Origin of the sequence: Bacteroides sp. AF29-11 (assembly GCF_003602895.1) — a bacterium.
GTDB lineage: Bacteria > Bacteroidota > Bacteroidia > Bacteroidales > Bacteroidaceae > Bacteroides > Bacteroides uniformis.
This window is the reverse complement of sequence record NZ_QTLY01000007.1, coordinates 1-25445: the sequence shown is the minus strand read 5'-3', so window position 1 is coordinate 25445 and position 25445 is coordinate 1. Positions and strand designations below refer to the sequence as shown.

Genomic DNA, 25445 nt, shown 5'->3' with positions numbered 1-25445 from the left:
TGAGTCCCAGACGCCTTCATTTTTAGAGTCTATTTGTCACTTGGAGTATATTATTCCAGGATAACTACGCGGTTCAGGAAGTTCTTGCCGAACATATTGGCAGTACCACCGAATCCTACGAGTTCGAGCTGGTCTTTGTCAACACCCTGAGCAATCAAGGCATCGTAAACAACCTGAGCACGCTTTTCAGACAGCTTCTGGTTCCAAGAAGCGCTACCGGTAGCCTTGTCGGCATAGCCTGCAACCTTGTACTTCTTGTCCGGATTAGCCTTCAGAATCTTGGCTGCCAGTTCGATGTTAACCTTGCCATAGTCGTCCAGACGGGCGCTGCCAATCTTGAAGAAGATGGCACGCGGACCGGCAACTTCAACTTCCTTGGTCACTTCCTTAACTTCAGGTTTAGCGTTGGCCAGTGCATTCTTGCAGTTAGCCAGGTCAGCCTGAGCCTGAGCCAGTTCACTTCTATATCTGTTGATTTCTGCATTGACTGCGTCTTCATCAATCTTAGAAACCGGAACGAACTTCTTACCGCCGAAGATGTAGCTAACGCCTGCGGTCAGCATACCTGTACCTTCAGCCTTGCGATGGCTGCTGATGTTACCGAAAATGGACGGAGCGATGGCACCGCGAGCTTCTACGTCAATGGCCCACTTGGTGTTGATATTGAACTTCAAGCCCAAACCGGCAGAAGCGCCGATACGTGCACGCATTTCAGCTTCACCGGCAGGAGCCATAGACTGCGAAGTACCGTCAGCACTAATTGTAACATCCACATTTTGAGATTTTGCTACAGAAATTTGAGGTCCCAAGAAACCGTAAACTTCGAAGAAACGGTTAGGATTAGCACCGGCAAACAATGTAGAAAGATTGATCATTGCATCAATGTTACCACCTACATAAGTCTTGTTGTGTTCCCAATATGCATCATCCAAACACAGATGCTGAGTAATACCGTTTACCTGAGCACGTACCCCCCAAGTCGGAGTAATCAGCTTACCAACTGATACGCTGAAATGCGGAGCAATCTTATTGAAACCGTCATTGTTGATGGCGTGGATACCACCACCTACACTGACAAAAATATTATCGCTCCATTTCGGAGTGTAGTAGTTCGTTTTTTCCTGTGCATTCAGATTTGCTGCACAAGCGCCTGCCAATAGTAAGGAGGCTATCATTAATTTACTTTTCATTTTCTCTTTAGTTTAAGATAAATTACAACTAAAACTTCTATTAATCAAGTTCACCAACACCACCACCGGCATTGCCTTCACCATGACCATGACCATGACCGTGGCTATGACCGTGACCGGGAATATCTTGATTCTCAAGAACATATAGTGTAGAAGTTGTATAATCATCCACTTCAATAGAAGCTAAAGGCTCTGTTTCAGCTTTTGTTACAGCCTTCTTCACTACTTTATATTCAGTTGTTACAACTGTATAAGTAATAGATGCAGTTGTTCTAGAGTTAGCATAAACTTTATACTTATTCTCCGGCGTTGTTACTATCGTTTCTTCATATGTATTCTCAAGTGTGTTAAAGAAAGATTCAATAGCTGCGCGTTCAATAAGATCAGTTGTATTGATTTTCTTTGCACCTACTTTTGCACCTTCTTTTACTACATAAGTGAACGATGGAATGTCAAACCAATAAAGCTCGTAGTTATCCCAAGTCTTAACTTTAGGATCCGCTACTGGTTCAAGTTTTGTAGATTCTGCTACAATCTTAGTCTCAGCATCTTCTTCCTGAAGAATGATAGTCGGAGTCAGAGTAGCAAATTGTCCAGCTTGCAAAGCAGGAACCTTAACTGTAACAGTTGCACTCAAACCATTATAAGAAGCTGTAACATCAACATTCTTAGTAGCCAGAGTAGGATTACCAGTAAATGTCAACTCTGCAGGTGCGATAGTGGCTTGGCCAGTTACATCTGTAGTAACACCATCCTCTATAGCAAGCACAATCGGACTAATAACAGCTTGTGCATTAGTAGGAGTTACATTAACGTTGAACTCTTCCTTCTCACAAGAAGTTAAAGTTGTAGCTAAAGCTACTACGGCTAACGCAAATACTGCACTTATGCCGTTTAAGAATTTAATCTTTTTCATCTCAATTAATTAATTAAAAATTTAACAATTCTGACTTAATAAAATATGGGTTAAAACTATTTTCTTCCATTATATTGTCACTAACTTCCGCTTTATACTGTCTATAATAGTACCTTTCATTACCTGCATTATAAACAATGCCCATATTAGCAGAGGTATTCACACGAGGTATATATCCTTTCCTTTTATATTTATAAGGAGGTAATGCCACTTGAAATCGGAAGCCTCCATTCATCTTTGCATGTTCTGCTTTCATTGCATAGAAACCAATCGAACAATAGCGAAAATGGCGAATCATTTCAAATTTAGCACCTTTCTCCTTCAACAAATACTGTTCTGCTTTCAGATTAAACTGAGTATTAAATTGCGGCCAATAAAAGCTACCGCCCAAAGACCAAGTAACAAGTGCTGTCGAAGGATCATATACATAGCGAAATCCGCTCCAATATCCCATTCCTGTATACCCAATCCGAGCCATTAAGGAAAAGCGTTCATCCTTAAAAGGGCGATAAAATTCGGCGTCCACTCCATATTGGTTAGCACTAAAACATCCCACAGTCACTTTACCAAACACATTATACGGTAATCTAAAACGCTGTGAAATTGTAATATGTCCTGGATGAACTTTATCTTCAAACCTTCCATACCCATCATTATAAACCGGTATTTTCAACTGTGCCGTTAATTTCATACCTTTCCATAACGAAACTTCTATCGCAGGACTCAAATCAAACAAGACCTGGTAAATCTGTGTAATCACCAGATTCTTGAAAGCTAATTGGGGATACACCAATACATCAATCTTAAACAAAGAACTATTTTTCAACTTTATTTTCCGTGCATTTTCCCAAGCATCGCCCAATTCATAGCTCACATTCCAGTCATTACGCTCCGCTTGAGGCACCGAATCCCCCTTTAGGGGACAATAATAAAGAGAAATTTGGGGTACATTATTGTCCAGAACTATTATCCGACATGACTTTTCTTCCGGTAAACCCATCTTTTGAATAATATCTACCGCCTTACCTATGCCTACACCCTGCAAACGATATGCAGAGTTTTGCAGAACATAAACACGTTCATTGCCATCTTCTGTCCATCCAACATTTTCAAATCCCATTTTCACTAAAGCATCTACAGTACTTTCCCCCGTTTGGCAAATTCCTTTTAAAGGGAGCAAACAGTATAAAAAGAACGCTGCACACTGTGCTATTGTTTTAGTATTTAGGCACTTTCTTATGTTAGAGTTTTTATACCTCATTTTTTCAACCATTTTTCGTGTCCGTATAACACAAAATATGGTGCAAAAATAGACACATTTTTAATAATACCAAAGAATTTTATATGAAAAGATGAAATAATCTCGTTTTTTCTTCAAAAGCTTCTAACAAAGCCCCTGAATGTTTATATGAAGTCTATTACCATTTTAAAACTTTTGAATTAACGATGTACAATTGTCATATAGAATGTTATATTTTGTGTCAAATAGTCACTTTTTAGCAATTTCTACTAATCTACTTTTCTTGCGAAAAAGAAAAAATAGAAAAAGTATCCGCAAAAAAATAAGGATGAAAATACAAATACCCTACATTTATACAGATATTTATGTAATACTTTCTCTAAAGGACTTGTTTTTTGTATGTAGCAAGTTAATATCCGGCAAACAAAAATACAATATTTAGCAAACAAGATATTAACTTATTCTCGGTAGAAAAACAGTTTTTTTCATAAAATGATAAACCACTTCTTTGAAATAGCCCTCCATTCATCTTAAAATCCATTTTAGGGAGCCAAAGCAGCTGATGTTCAGTATTCTTCATTTTAACGCCAATAACTCAAAATAGGAATGCAATTATTTGCATGAATAAAAAATATCTATCATTTTTTAATCAAAGATCAACAAATCAATGACACTTACAGTTTACATAATGAGTTTTAGCAGCATTTATTAGGCTCCTAATATCTTTTAAGTGAATTAGGAACACGAAGTGATGACTAAAAATACAAAATGGCAAATTGTATTTCGAATTCAACTAGCTCTTATGTTATATTAGGAATCAAAGCGACGGCCTTCTTTTTACTTTCATCCACAAGCTTTGCGTAAATTTGTGTTGTCTGTATATTGGTATGTCCCAATAACTTGGAGACTGTATATAAATCTACTCCCAACGTCAGCATCATTGTTGCATGTGTATGGCGTGCTGTGTGGAATAAGATAGGCAAACAGAGCAGCGGAAACGAGAAGAAAGGATAACGTAATCCATTGGAAACTAATCATTTTTCTATATTCTTCCACTTGTGGGAAAAGCAGGAAAGTGGAGATTATTGAAGATGTTCAGTTACCAAACCGTTAGCAGGTCAGTTACCGAAATGGAACGAGGTAACGCGAAGCAAATCGAATAATTAAAAACGCCGATATATTACATTGATTGTCATTGTTTTGCATGCCGAAGAACGCTTATAAAACAGGTAATTTTGCAACTAAAGTTATAAGCGTATGAAAGTAGAAAAATTCAAGGTTTTGCTCTACCTCAAAAAGAGCGGACTGGACAAGTCGGGCAAAGCCCCGATAATGGGACGCATCACCGTGAACCGGACGATGGCGCAGTTCAGCTGCAAGCTCTCCTGCACTCCCGGACTGTGGAATCCCCGTGAAAGCCGACTGAACGGCAAGAGCAGGGAGGCGGTGGAGATAAATGCAAAAATCGACAAGCTGCTGCTTGACATCAATGCCGCCTTCGATTCCCTTCTGGAACGCAAGGGGGATTTTGATGCCGCTTCCGTCAAGGATGCCTTCCAGGGCAGCATGAAGACCCAGATGACCCTGATGAAAATGCTGGATGCCCTCAGGGATGAGGTGAAGAGCCGTATCGGGATAGACCGGGCAAAAGGGACTTATCCGGCATACGACTTTACCTGCCGTACCATGCGCGAGTTCATTGAAACCAAATTCAAGACGAAAGACCTGGCCTTCGGGCAGCTTACGGAACAGTTCATCCACGATTATGAGAATTTCATCCTTGACGAGAAAGGATATGCCGTGGACACCGTACGGCATTATCTGGCAATTCTCAAGAAAACTTGCAAAAGGGCTTATCAGGAAGGACACTCCGAGCGGTTCATGTTCCAGCACTATGTCCTCCCGAAACAGACCGTCAAGACCCCCAAGGCACTGAGCCGTGAAAGCTTCGAGAAAATCCGTGACGTGGAGATAGCCCCGCACCGCACGACCCACCGTCTGGCAAGGAACCTGTTTCTCTTCGCCTGCTATACCGGGGTCGCCTACAGCGATGCCGTGACCGTCACCCGGGAAAACCTGTACACCGGCGAGGACGGCAAGCTATGGCTGAAATACCGCCGTAAAAAGAACGAGCTCCGTGCAAGCGTGAAGCTGCTGCCGGAAGCCGTCGCCCTGATAGAGAAATATCATGATGACAGCAGGGATACGCTGTTCCCGATGATCCACTATCCGAGCATGAGAAACCACATGAAGGCGCTGGCTGTACTGGCAGGGATAAAGGAGAACCTGTGCTACCATGTCGGACGCCACTCGTTCGCCTCGCTCGTTACCCTTGAAGCGGGCGTTCCGATTGAGACCATCAGCAGCATGCTGGGGCATAGCAACATACAGACCACCCAGGTCTATGCCCGCGTCACCCCGAAAAAGCTCTTCGAGGACATGGACAGGCTTATCGAGGCTACAGGAGATTTCAAACTTGTTCTATAACCCATAAACAATGAATCATGAGAAGTACCTTTTCCATACTATTCTATATCAACCGCAGCAAGATAAAGGCTGACGGAACCACGGCGGTCATGTGCCGCATCACCATAGACGGCAGGAACACCGCCATCACCAGCGGGATATGCTGTAAGCCGGAAGACTGGAACGCCCGAACCGGAACCATACGCACGGTAAGGGAAAATGCCAGGCTGCAGGAGTACCGGAAATATATCGAACAGACTTACGAGGAAATTCTGAGAACGCAGGGTGTCGTCAGTGCAGAGATTATCAAGAACCGGGTGACAAGGCAGTTCGTCGTTCCGACACACCTGCTCCAGATGGGCGAGATAGAGCGTGAACGTCTCAGAATACGGAGCAGGGAGATCAACTCCACTTCCACCTACCGGCATTCACAGTATTTCCAGAAATACCTGACGGACTACCTTGCTTCACTGGGGAAGAAGGACATCGCCTTTGAAGAAATAACGGAAGACTTCGGCAGGAACTACAAGGCATTCCTTATCAGGAACAAGAATTTCAGCACCACGCAGACCAACCGCTGCCTCTGCTGGCTGAACCGCCTCTTGTATCTTGCCGTGGACAGCGAGATCCTGCGCACCAATCCGGTGGAGAATGTCGAATATGAGAAGAAAACCGCGCCCAGGCACAAGTATGTCACCCGTGAAGATATGAAAAGGATACTGGCCATGCCCCTGAATGAAGGACGTGCGGAACTGGGCAGGCGTGCATTCATCTTCTCCTATTTCACCGGGCTTGCCTATGCCGACATCAAGCAGCTCCATCCGTGCCATATCGGGACGACGGCGGAAGGGCGGCTGTTTATCCGCATCAACCGGAAGAAGACCGGGGTGGAAGCGTTCATCCCCCTGCACCCGATAGCCGAACAGATACTGTCCCTGTACAATACCACCGACATGCACAATCCCGTGTTCCCGTTGCCTAGCCGGGATTCCATCTGGCACGAGATACGGGAAATCGGCGTGATTCTGGGCAGGCACGATGACCTTTCGTACCATCAGGCCCGGCACGGGTTCGGGGTCCTGCTCATTTCAGAGAGCATAGCCATAGAGAGCATAGCCAAGATGATGGGACACTCCAATATTTCCACCACACAAGGGTATGCCAGGATAACGGAAGAAAAAATTTCAAGGGAAATGGACAGACTGATGGAAAAGAGAAGCCAAAGCCGCACACATTCCGGCTCTGACAGCCAATAACCATTTCGCAGCCGCCTGCTTCCTCGCCGTCCATGAAGTTAGTACAGACTTCTTTGAAAGTGAAAAGGTCGGGCGGCCGTGCCGTTTCGGGCAGAATCTTCCTTTGCAGGCAAAGCGTATTCAGCCCGAAAACCTTTCCCCTTTCACGTCTGTACTAGGAAAGCTGACGGCAGCGGAAACAAGCGACCGACGGAAAAGTCGATACAACAAAAAAAGAGACAGCATACAGACAGTAGGAAACTACCGGTCCGTATGCTGTTCTGATATTCTATAGGAGGGCATTTTTTTGAACTCGAAGAAAAAAGGCAGGCGGCAAACTGCGCTCCCTCCAAAAAATCAATCCGTTTTTTCGACCACCTGCCAATATCCGCCCTTGTCCGGTCCGATTCGTCGGAGTACTCCGTCCGCTTTCATTCTGGCAATCTGTTTTTCCACCGCTTTGGCTGTTATGCCTATCCGTTCTGCGAGAGTTGCTGCGCTCTGCGTGTTGTCCTGTGAAAGTAGAGCCATGATTTTCTCCCTACTTTTCACTTTCTTCTCCCTACTTTTTTGTGGTTTCTCCCCACTTATGGAAGTATCGTCAATGGATTTGCGGTAAACCTCTATGTCACGGGTGAGATTTTTCATCATGGTAGCTGTCATAAATTCCCTGAAAACATTCAAATCCTCGTTCTCGCGGGTTTCCACCAGTGCCTTGATATATTCTTCCTTGTCCTCCTTGAGGATTTTTGTCGGTATCAGTCCGAACTCGAATTGCAGCATGTTCATCAGCAGACGGGCCATCCTGCCGTTCCCGTCTGCCCAAGGGTGTATTGTCACCAAGTCATAGTGGGCATCAAAGCTGATTTCATATAACTGCGTCATGCTCTTGGCGGCATGATTTTCACGTTCCCTGTTCAGCCGGATACAAAATTCCGACAGTTTTGCCGGGACCTTGCTGTAGTTCATGTACGATTTTCCACCGGGTCCGGCCGTGACATTCAACAGGCGCAAATCACCCCGTGCCGATGAGAAATCCCCCAATACGGTCTTGTACTCCTGCCCCGTGTTTTTCAAGACAAGGGCAGACAGGCTTTTCAGCAGATCAACGGTTATGTCGGTATGGGCACCGACCAGCCTTATGGCATGCTCGTATGCGTCTTTCAGGTCGAGGTTCATGTTCTGTTCCACGATGCTCTTTCCTTTCAGACTGATTCCCTGGTCGAACATGATTTGATTCTCAAGTTCGGTAATGGTGGAGCCTTCAATGGCCGTAGAGTGGGTAATGAGGGAATAGAGATAGAATTTGTCATAATCTATCTGCCTGTCTATTCCCAATTCTCTGTACAGAGATACAAGTTTTTCGAGTTCGGTCTGCATACATTTTCAACTTTGAACGCAAAGATACGTTTTTCTCCCCACTAAATCACCATTTTCTCCCTACTTTTCTATACTTTCTCCCTACTTTTTTGTTGTAGACATTGATGAAAGTTGCCTTTAATCCGTAAAACGACTCTTTGAGTATAGAATTTACGAATAAAAGCAACTTTACGAGAGTAGATTCAAGTTCATCTATTCAAGCGGTACGCCTCCTTGTACCCGTCCATCAACGTACGTTCAATGTCGGAAGCCCTGTACAGAATCCTGCCGCCTATCTGGATATAGGGCAGTATGCCGTTGTTTCGGTAATCCTGAAGGCTCCTGCGGCTGACCTTCAGTCTGACAGCCAGTTCCTTGTCGGTGTAATATCGTTCCCCGTCCAGTGACGGCTTGTTGTTTTCACGTATTTTTTCCACCTTTTCCGATAGTTCTTCCAGCGACGAGAGGAAAGCTCTCACGCGCATGTCGTTTTCCGGTGTCAGCAGCCGGATATTGCCATTGTCATTCATAAGCACGATATTTATTTGTTGATTACATTGCATTTTCTTTCCTTGTCTGCTGTTATACACCGCTTCATTTCAGCCACGGGAAAGACGGCCTTCACGTCCTCCGGCCTGTAATATACCTTGTGGCTTATTTTAGTGTAAGCCAGCATTCCGTTCTCCCGCATCGTCTGCAAGGTTCTCGGACTGATGCAAAGCAGCCTGCACACGTCATCACTGTCAAGCCATTCCTTTTCTCCCAAGTCCTCCTGTTCCCGGCAGAGCCGTTCCACCTTTTCCGCGAAAATCTCGAATCCCGAAAGCATCCTCTCGAAAGTCGCCTTGTCTATGACCACTACTTCCATATTCCTGTAATTTTAAGTTTGACATTTATTTTTCATGCAAAATGAAACGAAGGAATCAGGCTGTTTGTCCCTACCGTTTCCTGTGCGAAGGAAACAAAAAAACGGAAACAGTCCGCAAACCGGACGGCATGTGTCACCGTCAGACATCCCTTTTCACCGCAAGAGGATAATTGCAGGCGGTAAAAAGCGGAAAAGGACACACTCATTTCTTTGAAGCAAAGGTAGCCGTTCCCCACCGGAGCGCAAGGCCGGGCCCTGCGGGTCGGCGGGGAAAAAATCATCCTCGCGCTCTGCGCTCCGGTATTTTTTCCTGCCGAGCCTTGACGCTTTTCCGGAGGGAGAACGGCTGTAAGGCATTCAAAGAAACAAGAGTGCCCGCACCACGGGCCGGATGTCTAACAGGTAAATGGAAAAAGGATATGGCAACAAAAGACGTAAAAGAATTCAACGGATGGTTTGACCGTTCATACATGAGACTGAAAGAGAGACTCTCCATCTATGGAAAAATCGACGAGGACGCATTCCATGACGCCTATCTGGCAGTCAGGAAACAGGTCATGTTCGCAAGTGGCGAAATCGAGGAGTTGGAATCCTATTTCTTCGGATGCTACCGGAGAATCCTCCAGTCGGGGGCAAGGGAAGAAAGCCGTTACGACAGCCCCGGAGATGAGTATTTCGCAAAACTGGGCGAGACGGATTGCGCGGAAGAGACAGAAGAACGGGAAGAGATGCTAACCGGATGCGACAGGCTGGTAAGGGACATACAGAAGTTCCTCAGGCGGCATTTCTCCTACGAGGATTACAGGATATTCATGCTGCGGTTCTACGAGACCGGAAGCTCGTTCCGCACCATAGCGAAGCACATGGGAGAGAAGACCTCGGTGGTGACACGCAGGGCGCAGACGATGATGGAATCCGTCCGGGCAAACCGGAAATTCATCGCCAGAAGAAGACTGATCATGGCCGGAGAGGCGGCATGACAAGAATAAAGGACAACAAGGTATAACAATAAAATATTGATGATTATGAAACTGACAGTTTATGACAAGAGCAATTCCCATCCGGCACTGACCTACAAGGGCAAACGGATCATCACGGTATGCCGTGACGGCAGCATGTATTTGAGCCGGATACTGAGCAGGGAACTGAGCCTGCACGCAGGAAACAGGCTGTGTATCGCCAGGGACGAAGACAGGCCCAAGGACTGGTACATGTTCGTCTCGGATGACGAGAACGGCTTCACGATCTGGAACGACCCGCGTTGCGCCCGCTTCTCGAACAGCTTCATTGCCGGCATGATACTCGATGCGGCAAAGGTCGAGAAAAGTGCCGGATTCATGGTGGCGAAAGAACCGGTGAATGTGGACGGCAGGCTGTGCTACCGGATAATACTCGACAACCCGATACCGAAAGGGGTTAGTGTAAGGACAACCGGTACGAAATAAGTCCGACACCTGAAAGCAAAAGCAAGGGGCATCCGGAGGAGGAAGAACGACCGACCTCCGGGTGTCCCTTTTCTTATGCAGCCGCAGGCAGAATCACAACGGTTTCAGATTGATGCGGCTGCTGTAGATGGCATTCAGCTCGTCACGGTACTGTTCCAGATGGGCAGAGAGGATATTGTCGATGTAACAGGAGATGCTGACAGTCGGTGCAATCACGGAAAGCAAAGTGCGCACCCGTTCGTAGTTCTCGCTGCTGACATAGGTCTGCCGGCGTTCCTTCACAACACTGTTGTTAAACAGATGTTCGGGATACACCTGAAGGGTGTTTCTTTTCCGGCGTATTTTTTCCTGTGAGACTGGAGAGGGGGCTTCTTCCCCGGCAGATGTGCCGGTATCCTTCACCTCGTCAGGTTCGGCAGGAATCCCGGTCCGGCTTTCCGTTTCCGGTTCCTTGCAGTCTTCTTTTTGAGAGCCAGTATCGTTGTCATCCCAGATGTTTTTCAGGACGGCATCAGGAATATCCCCCGTCATCATGCTGCGTATCTGCTCCTCGTCGATTTTTACTTCCTTTCTCTTTACCATACTTCCATTTTTTTGATAGTTGAACAATTCTTTTCCGGCAATTCTGCATTTTCATTTTCATCACGTTGTGAATGTAAGAATACCACCCATATTACATGCTTGCATTATCTGACGGGTATGTGCACCCGACCGGCAAGCCGGTCATGTATCCAATCCCCCACGTGTCCAGTCTGACATTAAGCCAATCACGCATTCACGCATTCACACATGGGGGAACGGTTGCCTTATTATGTTCCGGCATATCCCCGTTCACCCGTTACCGGACTGTTTAAGTCAACCATGCCCCCCGTACCTGATGCACACCTGGATGACTGAACTGCCGGACACATGCTGACATGCGGCAAAATAACGATAAATTTTCGGGATTGGCACTATCATGGCGGCCTGCTGACGGTCTATGACACGATATGTCATTCTGTTACACCGCCTTTATCTGACGGAGAGGGGTATCCGACCGGCAAATCGGTCATGTATCCGATCCCCCACGTGTCCAGTCTGGCATTAAGCCAATCATACAGTCACGCATTCACATATGGGGGAACGGTTGCCTTATTATGTTCCAGCATATTTCCATTCACCCGTTACCGAACGCACACTTGGATGATTGAAGTGCCGAACATATGCTGACACGCGGCAAAATAATGATAATTTTTCTGGATTGGCACTATCATGGCGGTATGCTGACGGTCTGTGACACGATATGTCATCCTGTTACACCGCTCAAGTGTCCTGCTGGTACCGTTTTTTAGTATGCAGAACGTAATCAAGATGCCGACGGAAGGATTTTTTCGGAGGAAAGCGGTTGGAACGCTATCTTTTGATTTTTCGGATGAAAAATTCATGTTCAAACGAACATGGCAAGTTGTGTTTTGGGGCGCCCGAAATGATTCGGGCGTCCCAAAACAACTCGCCGCTCGCCTGAAGGCTCGGGACGGGCTCCACTCCAAAGTCGTTACGCCTGAAAGCGGAAAAAGAGGAACAAAGAATGGGAAGGATGACTGCTGTAATATAATCGGTCGCCTCTCCAAAATGGACAACTATTAAAAAAAGAGATGAGCTTTATGCATGTTTCCAATTTACTGTAACTCGTATTTTTTCATCTTCCGGTACAGTGTCGCAGGATTTATTTTCAGCAATCGCGCAGCTTGTTCACGATGCCTGTTGCATATTTGCAGGGATTTGATGATCGTTTCTTTTTCTGTAAGTTGGCTCCAACAACTTATTATTCAAATTGTTGTACGTTCTTATTTATCCATTCGTCCAGCATCTTTGCCAACTGCAAATTGTTTTTCTCTGCAAATAGGAAATGACTATTCCCTTTGATACCTAAATCAGGCAGATGTACCACTTCTGCATGTCCTCCATGACGGTTGATACAGTCGACAAAAAGACGCGCCATTTGCAAACGAACGCGCCAGTGGTCTGCCGCCCAATCCATTGTTGGCTTTTCTGGTATGTAGTCGCCATAGTATATGATGATGGGAATACGAGTCAATGCTTTAAATTCAGACATAGGAACGCCTTTTGCATCAAGGAAACCGTAAGAGTCACTACACTTCATAGGAGCAGGAATCTCATCCTCGGGGAACACAAAATCGCTACCCGGTTCATAGCTTACGATGGCTTTTACCTTTGAATTCAAGATTGCTGTAAGCCAACCCGGACCGCCTCCTTGCGAATGGGTTACGAGTATGCCATTGCCCATGCGATGGAAAAGGGCAGACATGGCCGAAGCTATCACCTTGCCATCGAATGCACCTGTGTTGGGTGTCATTTGACGAAAGAATTGATCGAGACTTGCAGAATCTTTTGGAAACTGTCCGTCTTCATGCAACTGAGGCCAACAGCCCATTCTAAAGTTCTCGTAATAGTATTGTTCTACTGGTTTCGCAGCAATCTGTTCCGGTACTGTAGACCATCCTGCACGTCCACGACGTGGCTGGTCAATCACATAGGTGGCATAGCCACGGCGGAGGAAAAGTGTTGCAAACCCCTCCCTTCCGTCAGGAGTAGTTTCCCATGTCTTCCCGGATTGTCCTGCGCCATGAAGAAATACAAGCGGTAGAGGTTTAGTATTTACAGGTATTTGGTAAGCCACATAAGCATGATCTCCATGTATGGTCTGTCCTTCAGGTGATGTTTGGTGATGAGTGTTATATATTCCAGCATGTGTTATTATCGTACCCCCAACAGCAAAACTACCTTGCGACTGTATGATGAGTGGGGTGGAAGTTTGTTTTTCTTGTGCATTGCCCGCCAAAATCAGCAGCAGAGCAAATGCTGAAATAAAAAGTCTTTTCATTTTTTTTGATGTTATTATTGGATGATAAATGTTTTTACCTTATCTTTTACGTTTGTTCTGATTGCAAATCCACTTAAGCAAGCGAACAGTAACATGATCCAAGCCATGGTGGAAGGTGAACCGGATGAGAATGTAGCAAGGAGCAATGACGAGATGATGCCACTGCCATACTGCAGCGCTCCCATCAGGGCAGCTGCAGCTCCTACCATATTGGCTGGCACTACATCGAGAGCAGCCGCATTGGTGCAGGAGGCAATGATACCATTCATGCTGAACATGACAAATACAAAGCTTATGATACCAATGATACCGCCAACTCCTGTGTAGGCAGAGGCGAAAAGTCCGATACCTCCTAAACAAGCAACCATGGTCGAGAATAAGAGTAGGCGATCTAAGGAATAGCGGGTAACCAGTCTTCTATTGAACATTCCTATTGAAGATACTCCTATCATATTTACGCCAAACAACAGTCCATAATAGCGTGTGTCTATATGAAAATAGGAAATATACACAAACGGAGACCCTGTGATAAACGCATAAATAGCTACATAGAAGAAAGCTACACAAAGAGTATAGGCCATATAGGACTTGTTGCCTGCTAATTTCAGATAACAGCGCATCTCATGGGAGATAGAGCCTTTTACCTTGTTTTCATCTGAGAGTGTTTCAGGTAAAAAGGAAACTGTGACAAACAATATGGCACTCAGTGCAGCCATTAACCAAAATATAGCTCTCCACGACCAAATTTCCAACAACACTCCTCCTGCAAGAGGAGCAACAATTGGTGCCAGTGCCAGTATGGTCATGAGTGCCGACAGCATCCTTGCGGCTTCAGTGCGGTTATACAGGTCGCGTACCATAGATCGTGCCAACATCGGCCCTACACAAGCACCGGTCGCTTGGAATATTCTCCATATTACCATTTCGATGATGGAGTTCGACAAAGCGCAGCCCACAGAACCGATAGTGAATACAGCCATACCGATATAAAGAGGTTTTTTCCTTCCTACCCGATCGCTGACTGGTCCCCATACAAGTTGGGCAATGGCAAAACCAATAAGAAATCCCGTAATCGACAATTCTATGTTTCCGCCCAAGGCTTTTTCCATGTCGGGCATAGCTGGCAGATAGATATCGGTGGACAGTGTGGTGCACCCCATCAGTCCACTTAGAATGACCATAAATAAATATTGATTGCACACTTTTTTCTGATAGCTCATTATTCTTTCTTTATTCTGTTTTCCTGCTGCAAATTTATGGCGATATGAACAGAAACCGGTTTCACTAAATTCGTTGATGTTTTCACAAATACATGCAAAGCGTGTAAAGGAAATAATGTATCTTTGCAATATGGAAAAAGAAAGGTTGATTATACACTCTTATGATTTCATGACAATATCCGATGCCACGCTCAAAGGATATTGCATACATTTAGTTTGTCTTTCCGGTTTCGCAAAGTTTATATACAACAAGCATAATTTTGAAGTTCATGAGAATGACGCACTCATCATTTCATATCCAGAAAATGTTGTGATTGAAACCATGAGTTATGATTTGCGAGTTGAAATTGTAGCAGCTCCATCCAAGTTCCTGTACAGCTTGCTGCCATCTGCCAACTATGGTGTGAGCGGACGCATTAGTCTGCATGATAATCCGATTATACCCTTGTCGGTAGAACATACGCAACGGCTTCTTTCTGACATGAAAAACATCGTGGCAAGGCTACCAGAAACCGGCCATGCATTTTACAACGCACTTATCGGTAGCCTTGCTACGACTATGATTTACGACATCTATTATTTTCATTCGCTGGTTAATGCCACACAGCCTACAACTGACCGTAAGGTACACGTTGTAAAGGGACTTGTTGCCATGCTTGATAGTGGATGTTCACGGCAACATCGTGAGGTGGCTTACTATGCAGAACAACTGAACGTAAGTCCCAAATATCTGACAGAGACTATCAAGCGAGTAACGGGCAATAGCGTCTCCTTCCTTATTGAAAGCTACACCGTTCCCATCATTAAGGACTATTTAAATAATTCAGAATTATCCATTTCACAGATTTCTGACCTCATGATGTTTTCTTCCTTGTCTTACTTTTGTCGTTATGTGAAAAAACATTTGGGAGTTTCGCCTTCAATGTATCGAGAAACATTGACTGCGAAAAAGGAGAATTAGATTATCAGGAATGATTCCCCGGCATTAGTAATCCAAACTTTGGTCGTAACAAATAGTTTCTCACGCGGTATTCTACTTTTACGAATGGCATTGCCAACTTGTTCTTCGTTGAAATAAGCCTGTGCCGTATCAATCAAACGATAACCGACAGCAATCGCATCAGTAACACAACGCTCACATTCTTCTGGTGTTACTTGATAAACACCGTAACCCAAAATTGGCATCTCGACGTCATTGTTTAATTTAATTGTTTCCATATATTTAATTTTTCGTAAAGTTACTGCATTATCCTTAGATTTATCACCGATATGAATATTGTCGCATTTGGTTATTTCTTTATCTACATTTCTTTACAAGCAAAATACTAGCCTCATACAACAACCAGATTGGCAATGCCACCACTGACATTGTGAATATGTCTGAAGTCGGCGTGATAATAGCGGCCACTACAAGAATAATCACGAAGGCGTGTTTTCGGTATTTGCGCATGAATCCGGCGGATATGAAGCCTAATTTGGCGAATAGCCATGAGAGCACTGGTATCTCAAACACTATACCCATCGCGAGGCACATCGTCACAAGTGTTGAGATATAGGAATCAAGAGTTATAAGATTGCTCACCTCACCGCTTACCTGATAAGTGCCTAAGAATCGGAATGTCAATGGGAAAATCAACAGATAGCTGACCACCACCCCTAATGTGAACATCAGGTAGCCGCCTCCGAGCACTCGCCGAACATACTTCCTTTCATTTGTATAGAGCGCAGGGGAGACAAAACAGAATAGTTGATACATGATATACGGTGACGCACACAACACTCCGACACACAAGGCCGTCTTCATGTGGATGACAAACTGTTGAGCCAGTCCCGTATTGATGAGTTGAACGGAGAATTTTCCGCTTTCTCCACCTGTAAATTCCGCCACATGATTAAGCAGTGCATATGTGATAAAACTGTCATCCTTAGGCGCAAGGACAATGGCGAAAAGCTGTTCCTTGAAAAAGAAAGCTACTATGCCGCACACGACGGCTACGGCGACACTCTTGATTATTGCCGTCCGTAGCACGTCGAGGTGTACCCAAAAGGATTGTGCGTTCGTTTTATCTGCCATTTGTTATTGTTTTTCTTTTGTTGATCCGGTTTCTGTTCCCTTGTCTGCCTGATCAATGTCGCTTTCGATGTTGTTCATTCCGTCCTTGAACGAGCGTACCCCTTTACCGAGACCTTTCATTAACTCGGGAATCTTTTTGCCTCCGAAAAACAGCAACACGACCAATGCGATAAGTAGCACTTCCTGCATACCCAAACCGCCGATAAATAATAAATGTGTCATATCTATTTGCGTATTAAGCGGTTAATAAATATCCATCCGCCGAACACTTGCAGCAACATGCCGGGTATGCCTATTCTGAAGTCTTGTACGGCAAGCCAAAAATCGCCTTTCATCGCCCACTCGCCAAGCGTACCAATAACCTGATAGGACAATACTACAACAGTGAGCAACAGGATGGTAGCCTTGTGGAAACGTGATGCGACGTATCCTCCGATGATAGCCATCAGCGTTGATTTTAACAAGATAGCAGGTAGGGCTGCCGCAGGAGGCATGCCGAAGAAGGCTGAGTTTACCAACGGAGACAGTATGGCGGTGAGCAAACCTACACGCCATCCGCATTTGTAGGCTCCAACTAAGGTGAAGAAGTATATAGGCAGCCAAGTCATGCCACCTTGTGGAACAAGATGGAAAAGTTGGGGCAAGACGATATTGCCCAATACAAACAGCAGGGATGCCAGGTAAGTTCTGGCTTCTGCATAGTTCCATGTGTAAAGTTTAACAGTCGTTGTTTGCATATTGATATGATTTAGAAGTTAATGTTGAATCCGCCCATTACCGTTGCACGTGGCATCGGGTATCCGGTATTGATCTCATATTTTTGTGCCAGCAAGTTCTCGCCACGTACCCAAATATCGAGCCATTTGGCGACGCAGAACGAGGCACGCACGTTCCAAAGCAGGAAGTCTTCCGTTGTGTCGGGATTGACAGCCGTGTAAAGCCCGGCAATGTATTGCAGTCCGGTCGATACGCTCCAACGTCCACTGGAGAATGCAGCACCAGCATAGAGTTTATGTTCAGGTGCGGCAACGACGGGGGTCTCCATGTGCAGGAAGCTGTAATTGGCATCAACGGACCAAAGACGGTTGATGCGGTAGGCGGCTTGCAACTCCACGCCCGAATTGTCTATTTTGCCGGAGTTTTGGTTAAGCATTCCGCTGCCGTTAGGGTTAGGCAGAGTCATAATCAAGTTCTTGCCGTCAATATAGAAAATGTTAACGCCGTATGACAGACGACCACCCAACAGTCTTTGCGAGAAAGCCAGTTCATAGTTCCACATCGACTCCGGTTTTAAGTCGGGATTCTGAGGCGGGAACATATACATTTCTCGCAAGATGGGATAGCGGAAACCTTTCCTTGCCGATGCCTTCAGTTCCATATCGTAAGGCAGATGGAAAGCAAGTCCTGCCTGCGGCACCCACTCAGTACCTACACGCGAATGATGGTCTATGCGCAGTCCTGCATTGAAAGTCAGCCATGCACCTATATCCTGACGGAAGTCCGCGTAGCCTGCCACCTCGTTCTCATGCTTGTCCACGAGGTCATTGCGCGTACCAGCACGGTCGCCTTTCACATACTCCGTCCAAGCTTCACCACCGTAGCGGAACCAGTCGAAACCCAGCGTGATGCGGTTACCACGGAAGAACTGCGCACTTTGATAGAGCGACATGCCCATCATATCGTCTTGTGAATTGAAACGTCCGTCTTGCGGACTTTCGCCCTTGCTCGGCGTGTAACCATCGTTAATCCAGTGGTCGCCCCAGTTGTAGAAGAAACTCAATGCGCCAGAGGTCTTGTCGTAATGGTTTTCCAAGGCGAAAGAGGTAACACCACGGGTGATGCGCTGGTCGCCCTCCAATAAGGGAGCCGATACCGGACCTGGATAAGTGGCGTTGAAGTGCGTCACGTTCACATCGGCGTAGGTATTCCAATTACGGGTCAAATCGTAGCCTAATTTAGCGTATCCGCCGAATTGCTCGAAGGGCATATTGTCGCGGTGCCCGTCCGTGCGGTTATATGAGCCGCTGATGATGCTGGAGAAACGTCCTTTGCGGATGCGGTTGGTCAGTTCCGTCTCCATCGTGTTATACGAACCGTAACCGGTGTGCAGGTTGGTCTTTATTCCGTCCTCGTGCATCTGCCGGGTGACAATGTTGATGACTCCGCCCATCGCATTCGAGCCGTAAAGTACGGAAGCCGGACCGCGCAGCACCTCTACCTTGTCGGCCAGTAGCGACTGGTAGGCATCAGCAATAGGGTGCCCGAAGATGCCAGCGTATTGCGGATGCCCGTCAATGAGCACCATCATGCGGGCATTTCCACCCGAAAGCCCACGCAGCGAGATGCCGCCTGCCGCACCGCCCGACACACCGTAGCCCATCGTGCTACGTGCGGTGGTGAACAGTCCCGGTATTTGCTCCGTCAGCACGGGCAGCAGTGAGGGTTGCATGGCCTGTTCTATCTTGCTACGATTCACTACCGATACGGTTTGCGACAAGTGTCGCACGTTTGTGGCATTGCGTGTGCCTGTTACTACAACTTCGTCAATCCTATATGTCTTTGGGGCAAGTGTATCTTGTGCACTCCCCGTTTCTTGTGCCTGCCCCATATACGGAAGTATTCCCAAGAATAAAATAGCTGTTGTGATTTGTCTCTTTATCATTTCTTTCTGTCATTTTGTTTTCATCTCTTCCATAAAAGCACGGATCTGCACAAAGCATTCTTGCAATGTCATGCATGACAGACAACGTGTCTCAAGCGGACACAAATCCGTACCTGTCCGGTTGATGATGTATGGAACGATATTTCCGTATGTTACCCGGACTCGGTTGCTTTCTAACAGGGCAAGGGCGGGTTGGCAGACAACGTCCGCATACACCTCTTTGACCTTTGCCAAAACCATCATTGACGCAGCAGCCTTACCTACCACCTTGTCCGCAACCGAAGCACCATTCAGGAATCCAGAATCGTTCTCCAACAACTGGTAAAGGGCAGAGACTCCTCTGCCGTCAAACGTGCGAATATCTCCATTGGCAACGACAAGCGAATGTCCGCCGTCGTGCAGAATATCTGTCAGATCTTTCATTGTTGGCTTTTATAGTGTCCCTTGTTTCAACTGTTCCACAAACCGGTCTATCTTGTGCATCTCCTGCGGAATCTGTATGCGTTGCGGGCAATGTGGTATGCATTGACCACAACCGATACAGTGGTTCGATTGACGTAATCGAGGTACATCGCGGTCGTACCCGATGAGGAATGCATGCCGTGCACGTTGATAATCCGGGTCTTGGCTACCTTTATTGGGCATATTCCCTTCCTTTATACATTTATTGTAATGAGAGAATACTGCCGGGATGTTGATTCCGTATGGGCAGGGCATACAGTAATTGCATTCGTTGCATGGGATGGTTTTCAGATTGTAGATGTCGTCTGCAATCTCCATCAGGAAGGCGTTCTCCTCTTCATTGATTGGACGCAAGGGAGAAAAGGTACAGAGATTCTCCCTGAGATTCTCCATGTAGGTCATCCCACTAAGCACCGTCAGCACACCTTCCGGTGTTCCTGCAAACCGAAAGGCCCAACTTGCCACGCTGCTCTCCGGCTCGCGTTGTTTCATCTTGGCAACGATATTGTCCGGGACATTGGCAAGGCGTCCTCCGAGCAAAGGCTCCATGATAGTTATAGGAATGTTCCGTTTGTGGAGTTCCCCATACAGATAGACAGCATCCGTATTGCGCTCGTTTATCTCGTCGGCATAGTGCCAGTCCAAGTAGTTCATCTCTATTTGGGCGAAGTCCCAGTGGTAGCGACCTTCGTCGTGCCATTGCAGGGCAAGGTCGAACACCTTTATGTCACCATGATAGGAGAAACCAAGATTACGGATGCGTCCCTTCTCACGCTGTTCCACCAGCCAGTCAAGTATGCCGTTTTCGATGTAACGATGGAAGAAATCTTCCATGCCATGTTCGCCCATCCCGATGGCATGCAACAAGAGGTAGTCCACATAGTCCACCTGCAACTCACGAAGCGAGTTCTCGAACATATCGATGGATGCTTCGCGGCTCCACGTGGCGGGTGCGAAATTGGAGAGTTTCGTGGCGATGAAATATTCCGAACGCTTGTGACGGTGCAAGGCTATCCCAGTGGCATGTTCCGAACGCCCCTTGCAATAGGCTGGAGACGTATCTATATAATTCAGTCCATGCTCTAATGCATAATCTATCTGTCGGTTCACCATCTCTTGGTCTATATCTGCATCAGGATGGTCACGTTCGGTGCCACCGCCTTCCACCGGCAGACGCATCATGCCATAACCGAGTATGGACACCTTGTCTCCCGTTTTCGGATTGGTTCGGTAGGTCATTTTCCCTTTTGGCGGTTCTTGTCCGCCTGATGCTGCATCGCTGTTGCTGTTTTTGCAGGCGGCCAGCAATGTCGAAGCCGTTGCTGTGCTTCCTCCCAGCACTTTTAAGAAGTCTCTTCTGTTTATCTCTTTAGCCATTGTTTGTTCATTTTTGATTAGACAATATGGTGCATTTCATGCCCTTCTACATAGATAGCACTGAACGGACGTGCCGGACACAGGTTTTCACACGCTCCACAGCCAATACAACGTTCCGTGTTAACCGCCGGGATTTTGAGAGAATTGGGATCTGAAGCATCAGACGGCACCATCGTAATGGCACTCACGGGACAATGGCGGGCACAATTGCCGCATTCCACACCATCGGTCAGTGGAATGCAATTCTTCTTCACCCAAACGGCATGGCCTATTTGCGTTGCCGATTTATCCGCACGTGTGATCGGTCTGATGGCACCGGCCGGACAAACCTCGCTGCATCTTGTACATTCCGGGCGGCAATAGCCCCGTTCGTACGACATGGTAGGTTGCATCAGTTTCATCAAGTCAGTTGACGGGCGGAGCACGTTGTTGGGACACTCCGCCACGCAAAGCTGACATGCAGTGCAATGCCGTGCCATATTCTCTGCAGAAAGCGAACCGGGAGGTGTTATTGGCGTAGTTCGTCTCGGAGCGATTTTGTCTTCAATGACAGCTAATCCACCATCTACTTTCTTCTTTTCCTGTGCCAATGCAGCCGATGTCGTGGCAACAGCCGCCCCGATAAGGAATGTCCGGCGTGCGGTATCGATCGGCTTTGCGGCATCAGTTTTCACGGGCTTGTTTTCTTTTGGCTGATTCATGTTCTTCCACCTCCATTGCAGATGAATCGCATCGTGTTTACAGGTATCAATACAATCCATGCACGCCACGCAACGGCTATAGTCAATCTTGTGGTTTTTGTAATCGATGCAAGCTGACTTGCACTTGCGTGAGCATAGACTGCAGTTCTTGCATTTTCCCGGATTCACTACCGGGTGGAGCAACGAGAACCGGGATATGAATCCCAATACAGTTCCTACAGGACAAATGGTATTGCAATATGTCCGTCCACCTCTCCAAGCCAAGACGACTAGCGCGACGAAGGTGGCTGCGGCGATGATGAACGTCGGCAGGCTGCGCAGCCACACATCCCTTTCGTAGAAGGCATAGCTGTCGGCACGTTCGGCCAAGTAGGCCAGCAGGTTGTTGCCCCAGATATATACCGGTTGGAACAGGTTTTGTGCGATGCGTCCGTATGAACTATAGGGGGCGAGCAATGCCACCAAAGAGCCGATGCCCGCTATCAATGCGATCACAAAAAGGGTGAATACCCCATAGCGCAGCCATTTCACTTCGGGCGAGTAGGAGAAGCGGTAGCGCTTTTTCTTGCGTCGCCCGCTCAGCCATGAAATTACATCTTGGAAAACGCCCAACGGACAGATGACGGAGCAATAGATACGTCCGCACACCAGTGTCAGCGCGACAAGCAGTAGCACCACTCCCACGTTCAGTGCCAGCAAGGCGGGCAGAAACTGTATCTTGGCGAGCCAGCCCAACCAAGCATGTAGCGTCCCCGTGAAATCGAGGAACAGCCCCGTGATAAGTGCGAACACCACGAGGGCACAGGTCAATCTTATTTTTCGTAACATGATTGTCAATTTTGAAAATTTGAAATTCTTTCAGAACCGTTTATTTATTGGAAAGTATGCCAATTCTTTGCAGCCATGCCCTTACATTCATTTCTTCCGGTTCATTGCTGCTACATGACACCAAGGAAAGTGTGCCAAGCAGACAACATAGCATAAACAATAGTTTCTTCATAATTTCCCTTATTTATCAGTTTTCCTATTCTCTAACCATTCTTTGATTTGTTTGTCTGCATTGTCCACATTGCCTCCGCGTATGGCAAGTCCCTGCTTAACGACAGCTCTTGGACAGGCTTTCTTGATGTCCTGCACGCTCTTTCCAAGTCCGCTTCCCTCGTGTGTGCAGAATGGTATGATGACCTTTCCTGAAAAGTCATACGATTCCAAGAAAGTCATTACAGCCATCGGCATCGTGCCCCACCAGTTCGGGTATCCCAAATAAATCACATCGTAGTTCTGCATATTTGCCACTTTTCCCCGTATTGCAGGACGTGCGTTCTCGTTCAGTTCACGCTTCGCCACTTGGGTCGTCTCGTGATAATCGGTAGGATAAGGTTTGACTGTCTCAATATAGAATGTATCTCCCCTAGTCAGTTTCTGGATCTTACCTGCCACCACTTCAGTGTTACCCACTTTGAGATTTACAATTTCACCGTTGCGGTAGTTGTTGCCACGGCGGGAGTAATAGGCAATCAAAACATTGCTTTCCGTTTTTGTTTGCGCCATCATATTTTCTCCCATGAATGTCATGATTCCGATGATAATTAAAAGTATCCGTTTCATTGTTCTCTGTTTTTATGAATGTCATATTGTAGGTTGCCATGCACCGAGTATTCGTTCCTGCTGCGCAAGGCTCATCTTGAAAAAACGTCTGCCTTTGTCCAGTGTGTCGATTTCCTGCATCTCCTCCTTTGTCAGTGAAAAATCGAATATCTCGACATTCTCACGAATATGTTGCGGGTTGACAGAACGGGGGATGACGATGTGGCCTTTTTGTATGTGCCAGCGTAAAATGACCTGCACATTGCTTTTTCCATATTTCTCTGCCAGACGGCAAAAAATCGCCTCATTGATGAGACCGGAATCGCCGTGTCCAATAGGATACCAACACTCAATGGCTGTCCTGTATGGAGTGATTCTATTTTTCAGTTCTCCCTGCCCGTAGTATGGGTGGCATTCTACCTGCAACACGGCCGGCTTTATTTGTGCAAACTGCATCAGTTCTTCCAATCTTTCCGATTCAAAATTACTTATGCCAATGCTTCTCACTTTACCTTGTGCCACGGCTTTTTCCATGTCTCTCCAAGCACCGAGGTAATCTCCGAACTGCTGGTGCAAAAGCAAGAGGTCGATATACTCCAATCCAAAACGTCCGAGCATTTTGTCTATGGCTCTAGCTGTCTTGCCTGTCCCATATTCGTTTGGCCACAATTTCGAGGTTATCCACAAATCTTCACGAGCCACGTCACAGTCGCGCACAGCTTCGCCTACGCCACATTCGTTCTGGTAAGCGTGTGCCGTATCTATATGACGATAACCGCACGAGATTGCTTCAAGACACGCAGTTTGGGTTGCCGCATCACCTTCAATCTGATACACCCCAAGTCCGAACTGGGGTATCCGATTTCCGTCATTCAATCTGATGTAAGTCTGTTCCATCATGTCATTCTTCTATTTCTTGTTTATTGGTCCATTCAAAATGTGAAGTTCGTTTGTTGATGAGCCACTTCCCATTTTGCCGCACATATTCGTCATCGTAGCGCACGCCTTGTGTAGTCATTGCCTTTCGTCCGTTCTCCATTCGCACCAATACCACTTGACAATAAGCTATGCCGGAAGCCTTGTCTCCGTCAAGTTTTACTGTCTGTTGCCCATTGATATGGTATACGACATCGAATCTGTCAAGAAAAGCCTTGAAACGCTTAGCAAGCTCCTTTCTTCCTTTGAGATGTGAACTCACTTGTGATCCGTGACATGATATCACCTCGGCACTGTCCGTAAACAATAGCACTTGTGCTTCCACATCTCTCGTATCAGCAAGATTGGAAAAGGTGTCCACCAAGCCTTTCAATGCCATGCGGTCCGCAAGTTCCTGTAATGTAGCATTTTCATTCTGTGCCATAGTTGGTAGAATGGAGCTTACCATCAGTGCGATTGTAAATAAAATCTGTTTCATCTTACTTGTTGTTTAATTGTCATACAAACCATGATTCCCGAATCTTCGTTGAGCTTCTTCATATGTCATGTTGAAGAAGCGCTGCTCTTTGTCGAGGGCACGGATAGCATTCATTTCCTCATCGCTAAGCGTAAAGTCGAGTGTGCGGATATTCTCGTCGATATATTTGGAATTATCAATGCCCGGAATGATGGAGAACCCTTCCTGAATATGCCAGCGAATTATGACTTGTGCCGCTGTCTTACCATGTGCTTTGGCAATGCCGCAGATGACAGGATCCATCAGTAATTCCCCATGACTTGACCTTCCGCCAAGCGGATACCAGCATTCAAGCACTATGTTGTG

Annotated in this window: 28 protein-coding genes and 3 pseudogenes; 7 read left to right on the top strand and 24 right to left on the bottom strand. The window is 46.4% G+C overall.

The window, feature by feature from the left end:
* Nucleotides 1-50: 50 nt before the first annotated feature.
* The 4 genes and pseudogenes from DWZ03_RS12545 to DWZ03_RS12530 all read right to left on the bottom strand — a co-directional run.
* Nucleotides 51-1190, bottom strand: coding sequence for an OmpA family protein (locus tag DWZ03_RS12545; RefSeq protein WP_120130215.1), 1140 nt, complete (start codon nucleotides 1188-1190; stop codon nucleotides 51-53).
* Between the two features lie 40 nt (nucleotides 1191-1230).
* Nucleotides 1231-2106, bottom strand: a complete 876-nt coding sequence (locus tag DWZ03_RS12540) for a DUF3869 domain-containing protein (RefSeq protein ID WP_120130214.1) — start codon at nucleotides 2104-2106, stop codon at nucleotides 1231-1233.
* Nucleotides 2107-2119: 13 nt separating this feature from the next.
* Nucleotides 2120-3367: a hypothetical protein gene (locus DWZ03_RS12535; protein ID WP_120130213.1), complete on the bottom strand. Its 1248-nt coding sequence runs from the start codon at nucleotides 3365-3367 to the stop codon at nucleotides 2120-2122.
* A gap of 779 nt (nucleotides 3368-4146) precedes the next feature.
* Nucleotides 4147-4323, bottom strand: a pseudogene (locus DWZ03_RS12530) (tyrosine-type recombinase/integrase); the annotation flags it as partial.
* Nucleotides 4324-4603: 280 nt separating this feature from the next.
* Here DWZ03_RS12530 and DWZ03_RS12525 point away from each other — a divergent pair.
* Nucleotides 4604-5833 carry a site-specific integrase gene (locus tag DWZ03_RS12525; RefSeq protein ID WP_120130212.1) on the top strand — a complete coding sequence of 410 codons (1230 nt, stop codon included), beginning with the start codon at nucleotides 4604-4606 and terminating at the stop codon, nucleotides 5831-5833.
* Nucleotides 5834-5850: 17 nt separating this feature from the next.
* Nucleotides 5851-7068 (top strand): site-specific integrase, encoded by a 1218-nt coding sequence (locus tag DWZ03_RS12520; RefSeq protein ID WP_120130211.1) that lies wholly within the window; start codon nucleotides 5851-5853, stop codon nucleotides 7066-7068.
* A gap of 336 nt (nucleotides 7069-7404) precedes the next feature.
* Here DWZ03_RS12520 and DWZ03_RS12515 read toward each other — a convergent pair whose 3' ends face one another.
* The 3 genes from DWZ03_RS12515 to DWZ03_RS12505 form a co-directional block, all read right to left on the bottom strand.
* Nucleotides 7405-8427 (bottom strand): Fic family protein, encoded by a 1023-nt coding sequence (locus tag DWZ03_RS12515; protein WP_120130210.1) that lies wholly within the window; start codon nucleotides 8425-8427, stop codon nucleotides 7405-7407.
* A gap of 188 nt (nucleotides 8428-8615) precedes the next feature.
* Nucleotides 8616-8936, bottom strand: a complete 321-nt coding sequence (locus DWZ03_RS12510; RefSeq protein ID WP_005851988.1) for a helix-turn-helix domain-containing protein — start codon at nucleotides 8934-8936, stop codon at nucleotides 8616-8618.
* Nucleotides 8937-8947: 11 nt separating this feature from the next.
* Complete coding sequence (locus DWZ03_RS12505) at nucleotides 8948-9274, bottom strand: helix-turn-helix domain-containing protein (protein ID WP_120130209.1); 327 nt, start codon at nucleotides 9272-9274, stop codon at nucleotides 8948-8950.
* Between the two features lie 41 nt (nucleotides 9275-9315).
* On the opposite strand from DWZ03_RS12505, the gene DWZ03_RS20370 reads away from it, so the two are divergent.
* From DWZ03_RS20370 to DWZ03_RS12490, 3 genes are all read left to right on the top strand, one after another.
* Nucleotides 9316-9444 (top strand): hypothetical protein, encoded by a 129-nt coding sequence (locus tag DWZ03_RS20370; RefSeq protein ID WP_262696944.1) that lies wholly within the window; start codon nucleotides 9316-9318, stop codon nucleotides 9442-9444.
* A 249-nt stretch (nucleotides 9445-9693) separates the two neighbouring features.
* A complete protein-coding gene (locus DWZ03_RS12495; protein ID WP_120130207.1) occupies nucleotides 9694-10254 on the top strand; it encodes a sigma-70 family RNA polymerase sigma factor in 561 nt (186 codons plus the stop codon).
* Nucleotides 10255-10299: 45 nt separating this feature from the next.
* Nucleotides 10300-10719, top strand: a complete 420-nt coding sequence (locus DWZ03_RS12490) for a hypothetical protein (RefSeq protein ID WP_016662229.1) — start codon at nucleotides 10300-10302, stop codon at nucleotides 10717-10719.
* A 93-nt stretch (nucleotides 10720-10812) separates the two neighbouring features.
* Here the strand turns inward: DWZ03_RS12490 and DWZ03_RS12485 are convergent, their stop codons facing one another.
* Entirely contained in the window at nucleotides 10813-11301 is a 489-nt protein-coding gene (locus DWZ03_RS12485; RefSeq protein ID WP_120130286.1) for a DUF3408 domain-containing protein, read from the bottom strand.
* Nucleotides 11302-12141: 840 nt separating this feature from the next.
* Between DWZ03_RS12485 and DWZ03_RS12475 the strand changes: the two genes are divergently transcribed.
* On the top strand, nucleotides 12142-12345 hold the full coding sequence (locus DWZ03_RS12475) for a hypothetical protein (protein WP_133303165.1): 204 nt from the start codon (nucleotides 12142-12144) through the stop codon (nucleotides 12343-12345).
* Nucleotides 12346-12377: 32 nt separating this feature from the next.
* Here DWZ03_RS12475 and DWZ03_RS12470 read toward each other — a convergent pair.
* The 3 genes and pseudogenes from DWZ03_RS12470 to DWZ03_RS12460 form a co-directional block, all read right to left on the bottom strand.
* Nucleotides 12378-12500, bottom strand: a pseudogene (locus DWZ03_RS12470) (helix-turn-helix domain-containing protein); the annotation flags it as partial.
* Between the two features lie 23 nt (nucleotides 12501-12523).
* Nucleotides 12524-13399, bottom strand: coding sequence for an alpha/beta hydrolase (locus DWZ03_RS12465; RefSeq protein WP_243634962.1), 876 nt, complete (start codon nucleotides 13397-13399; stop codon nucleotides 12524-12526).
* Nucleotides 13400-13617: 218 nt separating this feature from the next.
* The gene (locus DWZ03_RS12460; protein ID WP_207805211.1) at nucleotides 13618-14784 is read right to left on the bottom strand and encodes a multidrug effflux MFS transporter; all 1167 of its coding nucleotides are present in this window, start codon (nucleotides 14782-14784) and stop codon (nucleotides 13618-13620) included.
* Between the two features lie 115 nt (nucleotides 14785-14899).
* On the opposite strand from DWZ03_RS12460, the gene DWZ03_RS12455 reads away from it, so the two are divergent.
* Nucleotides 14900-15784 carry a helix-turn-helix domain-containing protein gene (locus DWZ03_RS12455; RefSeq protein WP_243634961.1) on the top strand — a complete coding sequence of 295 codons (885 nt, stop codon included), beginning with the start codon at nucleotides 14900-14902 and terminating at the stop codon, nucleotides 15782-15784.
* Between the two features lie 17 nt (nucleotides 15785-15801).
* On the opposite strand, the pseudogene DWZ03_RS12450 reads toward DWZ03_RS12455, so the two are convergent.
* From DWZ03_RS12450 to DWZ03_RS12395, 13 genes and pseudogenes are all read right to left on the bottom strand, one after another.
* Nucleotides 15802-16041 (bottom strand): annotated as a pseudogene (locus tag DWZ03_RS12450) (aldo/keto reductase); the annotation flags it as partial.
* Between the two features lie 79 nt (nucleotides 16042-16120).
* The gene (tatC, locus tag DWZ03_RS12445) at nucleotides 16121-16897 is read right to left on the bottom strand and encodes a twin-arginine translocase subunit TatC (protein WP_120130198.1); all 777 of its coding nucleotides are present in this window, start codon (nucleotides 16895-16897) and stop codon (nucleotides 16121-16123) included.
* Between the two features lie 3 nt (nucleotides 16898-16900).
* Nucleotides 16901-17119, bottom strand: coding sequence for a twin-arginine translocase TatA/TatE family subunit (locus DWZ03_RS12440; protein WP_120130195.1), 219 nt, complete (start codon nucleotides 17117-17119; stop codon nucleotides 16901-16903).
* A 2-nt stretch (nucleotides 17120-17121) separates the two neighbouring features.
* Nucleotides 17122-17634, bottom strand: a complete 513-nt coding sequence (locus DWZ03_RS12435) for an ECF transporter S component (protein WP_120130192.1) — start codon at nucleotides 17632-17634, stop codon at nucleotides 17122-17124.
* Between the two features lie 11 nt (nucleotides 17635-17645).
* Nucleotides 17646-19505, bottom strand: a complete 1860-nt coding sequence (locus DWZ03_RS12430; RefSeq protein WP_120130189.1) for a TonB-dependent receptor — start codon at nucleotides 19503-19505, stop codon at nucleotides 17646-17648.
* A 63-nt stretch (nucleotides 19506-19568) separates the two neighbouring features.
* Complete coding sequence (locus DWZ03_RS12425; RefSeq protein ID WP_120130186.1) at nucleotides 19569-19982, bottom strand: DUF1893 domain-containing protein; 414 nt, start codon at nucleotides 19980-19982, stop codon at nucleotides 19569-19571.
* Nucleotides 19983-19991: 9 nt separating this feature from the next.
* Nucleotides 19992-21398 carry an aldo/keto reductase gene (locus tag DWZ03_RS12420; RefSeq protein WP_120130184.1) on the bottom strand — a complete coding sequence of 469 codons (1407 nt, stop codon included), beginning with the start codon at nucleotides 21396-21398 and terminating at the stop codon, nucleotides 19992-19994.
* Between the two features lie 17 nt (nucleotides 21399-21415).
* Nucleotides 21416-22927, bottom strand: a complete 1512-nt coding sequence (locus DWZ03_RS12415; protein WP_120130182.1) for a 4Fe-4S binding protein — start codon at nucleotides 22925-22927, stop codon at nucleotides 21416-21418.
* 40 nt (nucleotides 22928-22967) lie between these two features.
* Nucleotides 22968-23099, bottom strand: coding sequence for a hypothetical protein (locus DWZ03_RS20365; protein WP_262696943.1), 132 nt, complete (start codon nucleotides 23097-23099; stop codon nucleotides 22968-22970).
* An 8-nt stretch (nucleotides 23100-23107) separates the two neighbouring features.
* A complete protein-coding gene (locus DWZ03_RS12410) occupies nucleotides 23108-23707 on the bottom strand; it encodes a flavodoxin (protein ID WP_207805209.1) in 600 nt (199 codons plus the stop codon).
* Nucleotides 23708-23728: 21 nt separating this feature from the next.
* The gene (locus DWZ03_RS12405) at nucleotides 23729-24586 is read right to left on the bottom strand and encodes an aldo/keto reductase (protein ID WP_207805208.1); all 858 of its coding nucleotides are present in this window, start codon (nucleotides 24584-24586) and stop codon (nucleotides 23729-23731) included.
* 1 nt (nucleotide 24587) lies between these two features.
* A complete protein-coding gene (locus tag DWZ03_RS12400; RefSeq protein ID WP_120130180.1) occupies nucleotides 24588-25100 on the bottom strand; it encodes a nuclear transport factor 2 family protein in 513 nt (170 codons plus the stop codon).
* Nucleotides 25101-25112: 12 nt separating this feature from the next.
* The coding region (locus DWZ03_RS12395; protein ID WP_133303163.1) for an aldo/keto reductase at nucleotides 25113-25445 on the bottom strand (333 nt) is incomplete at its 5' end.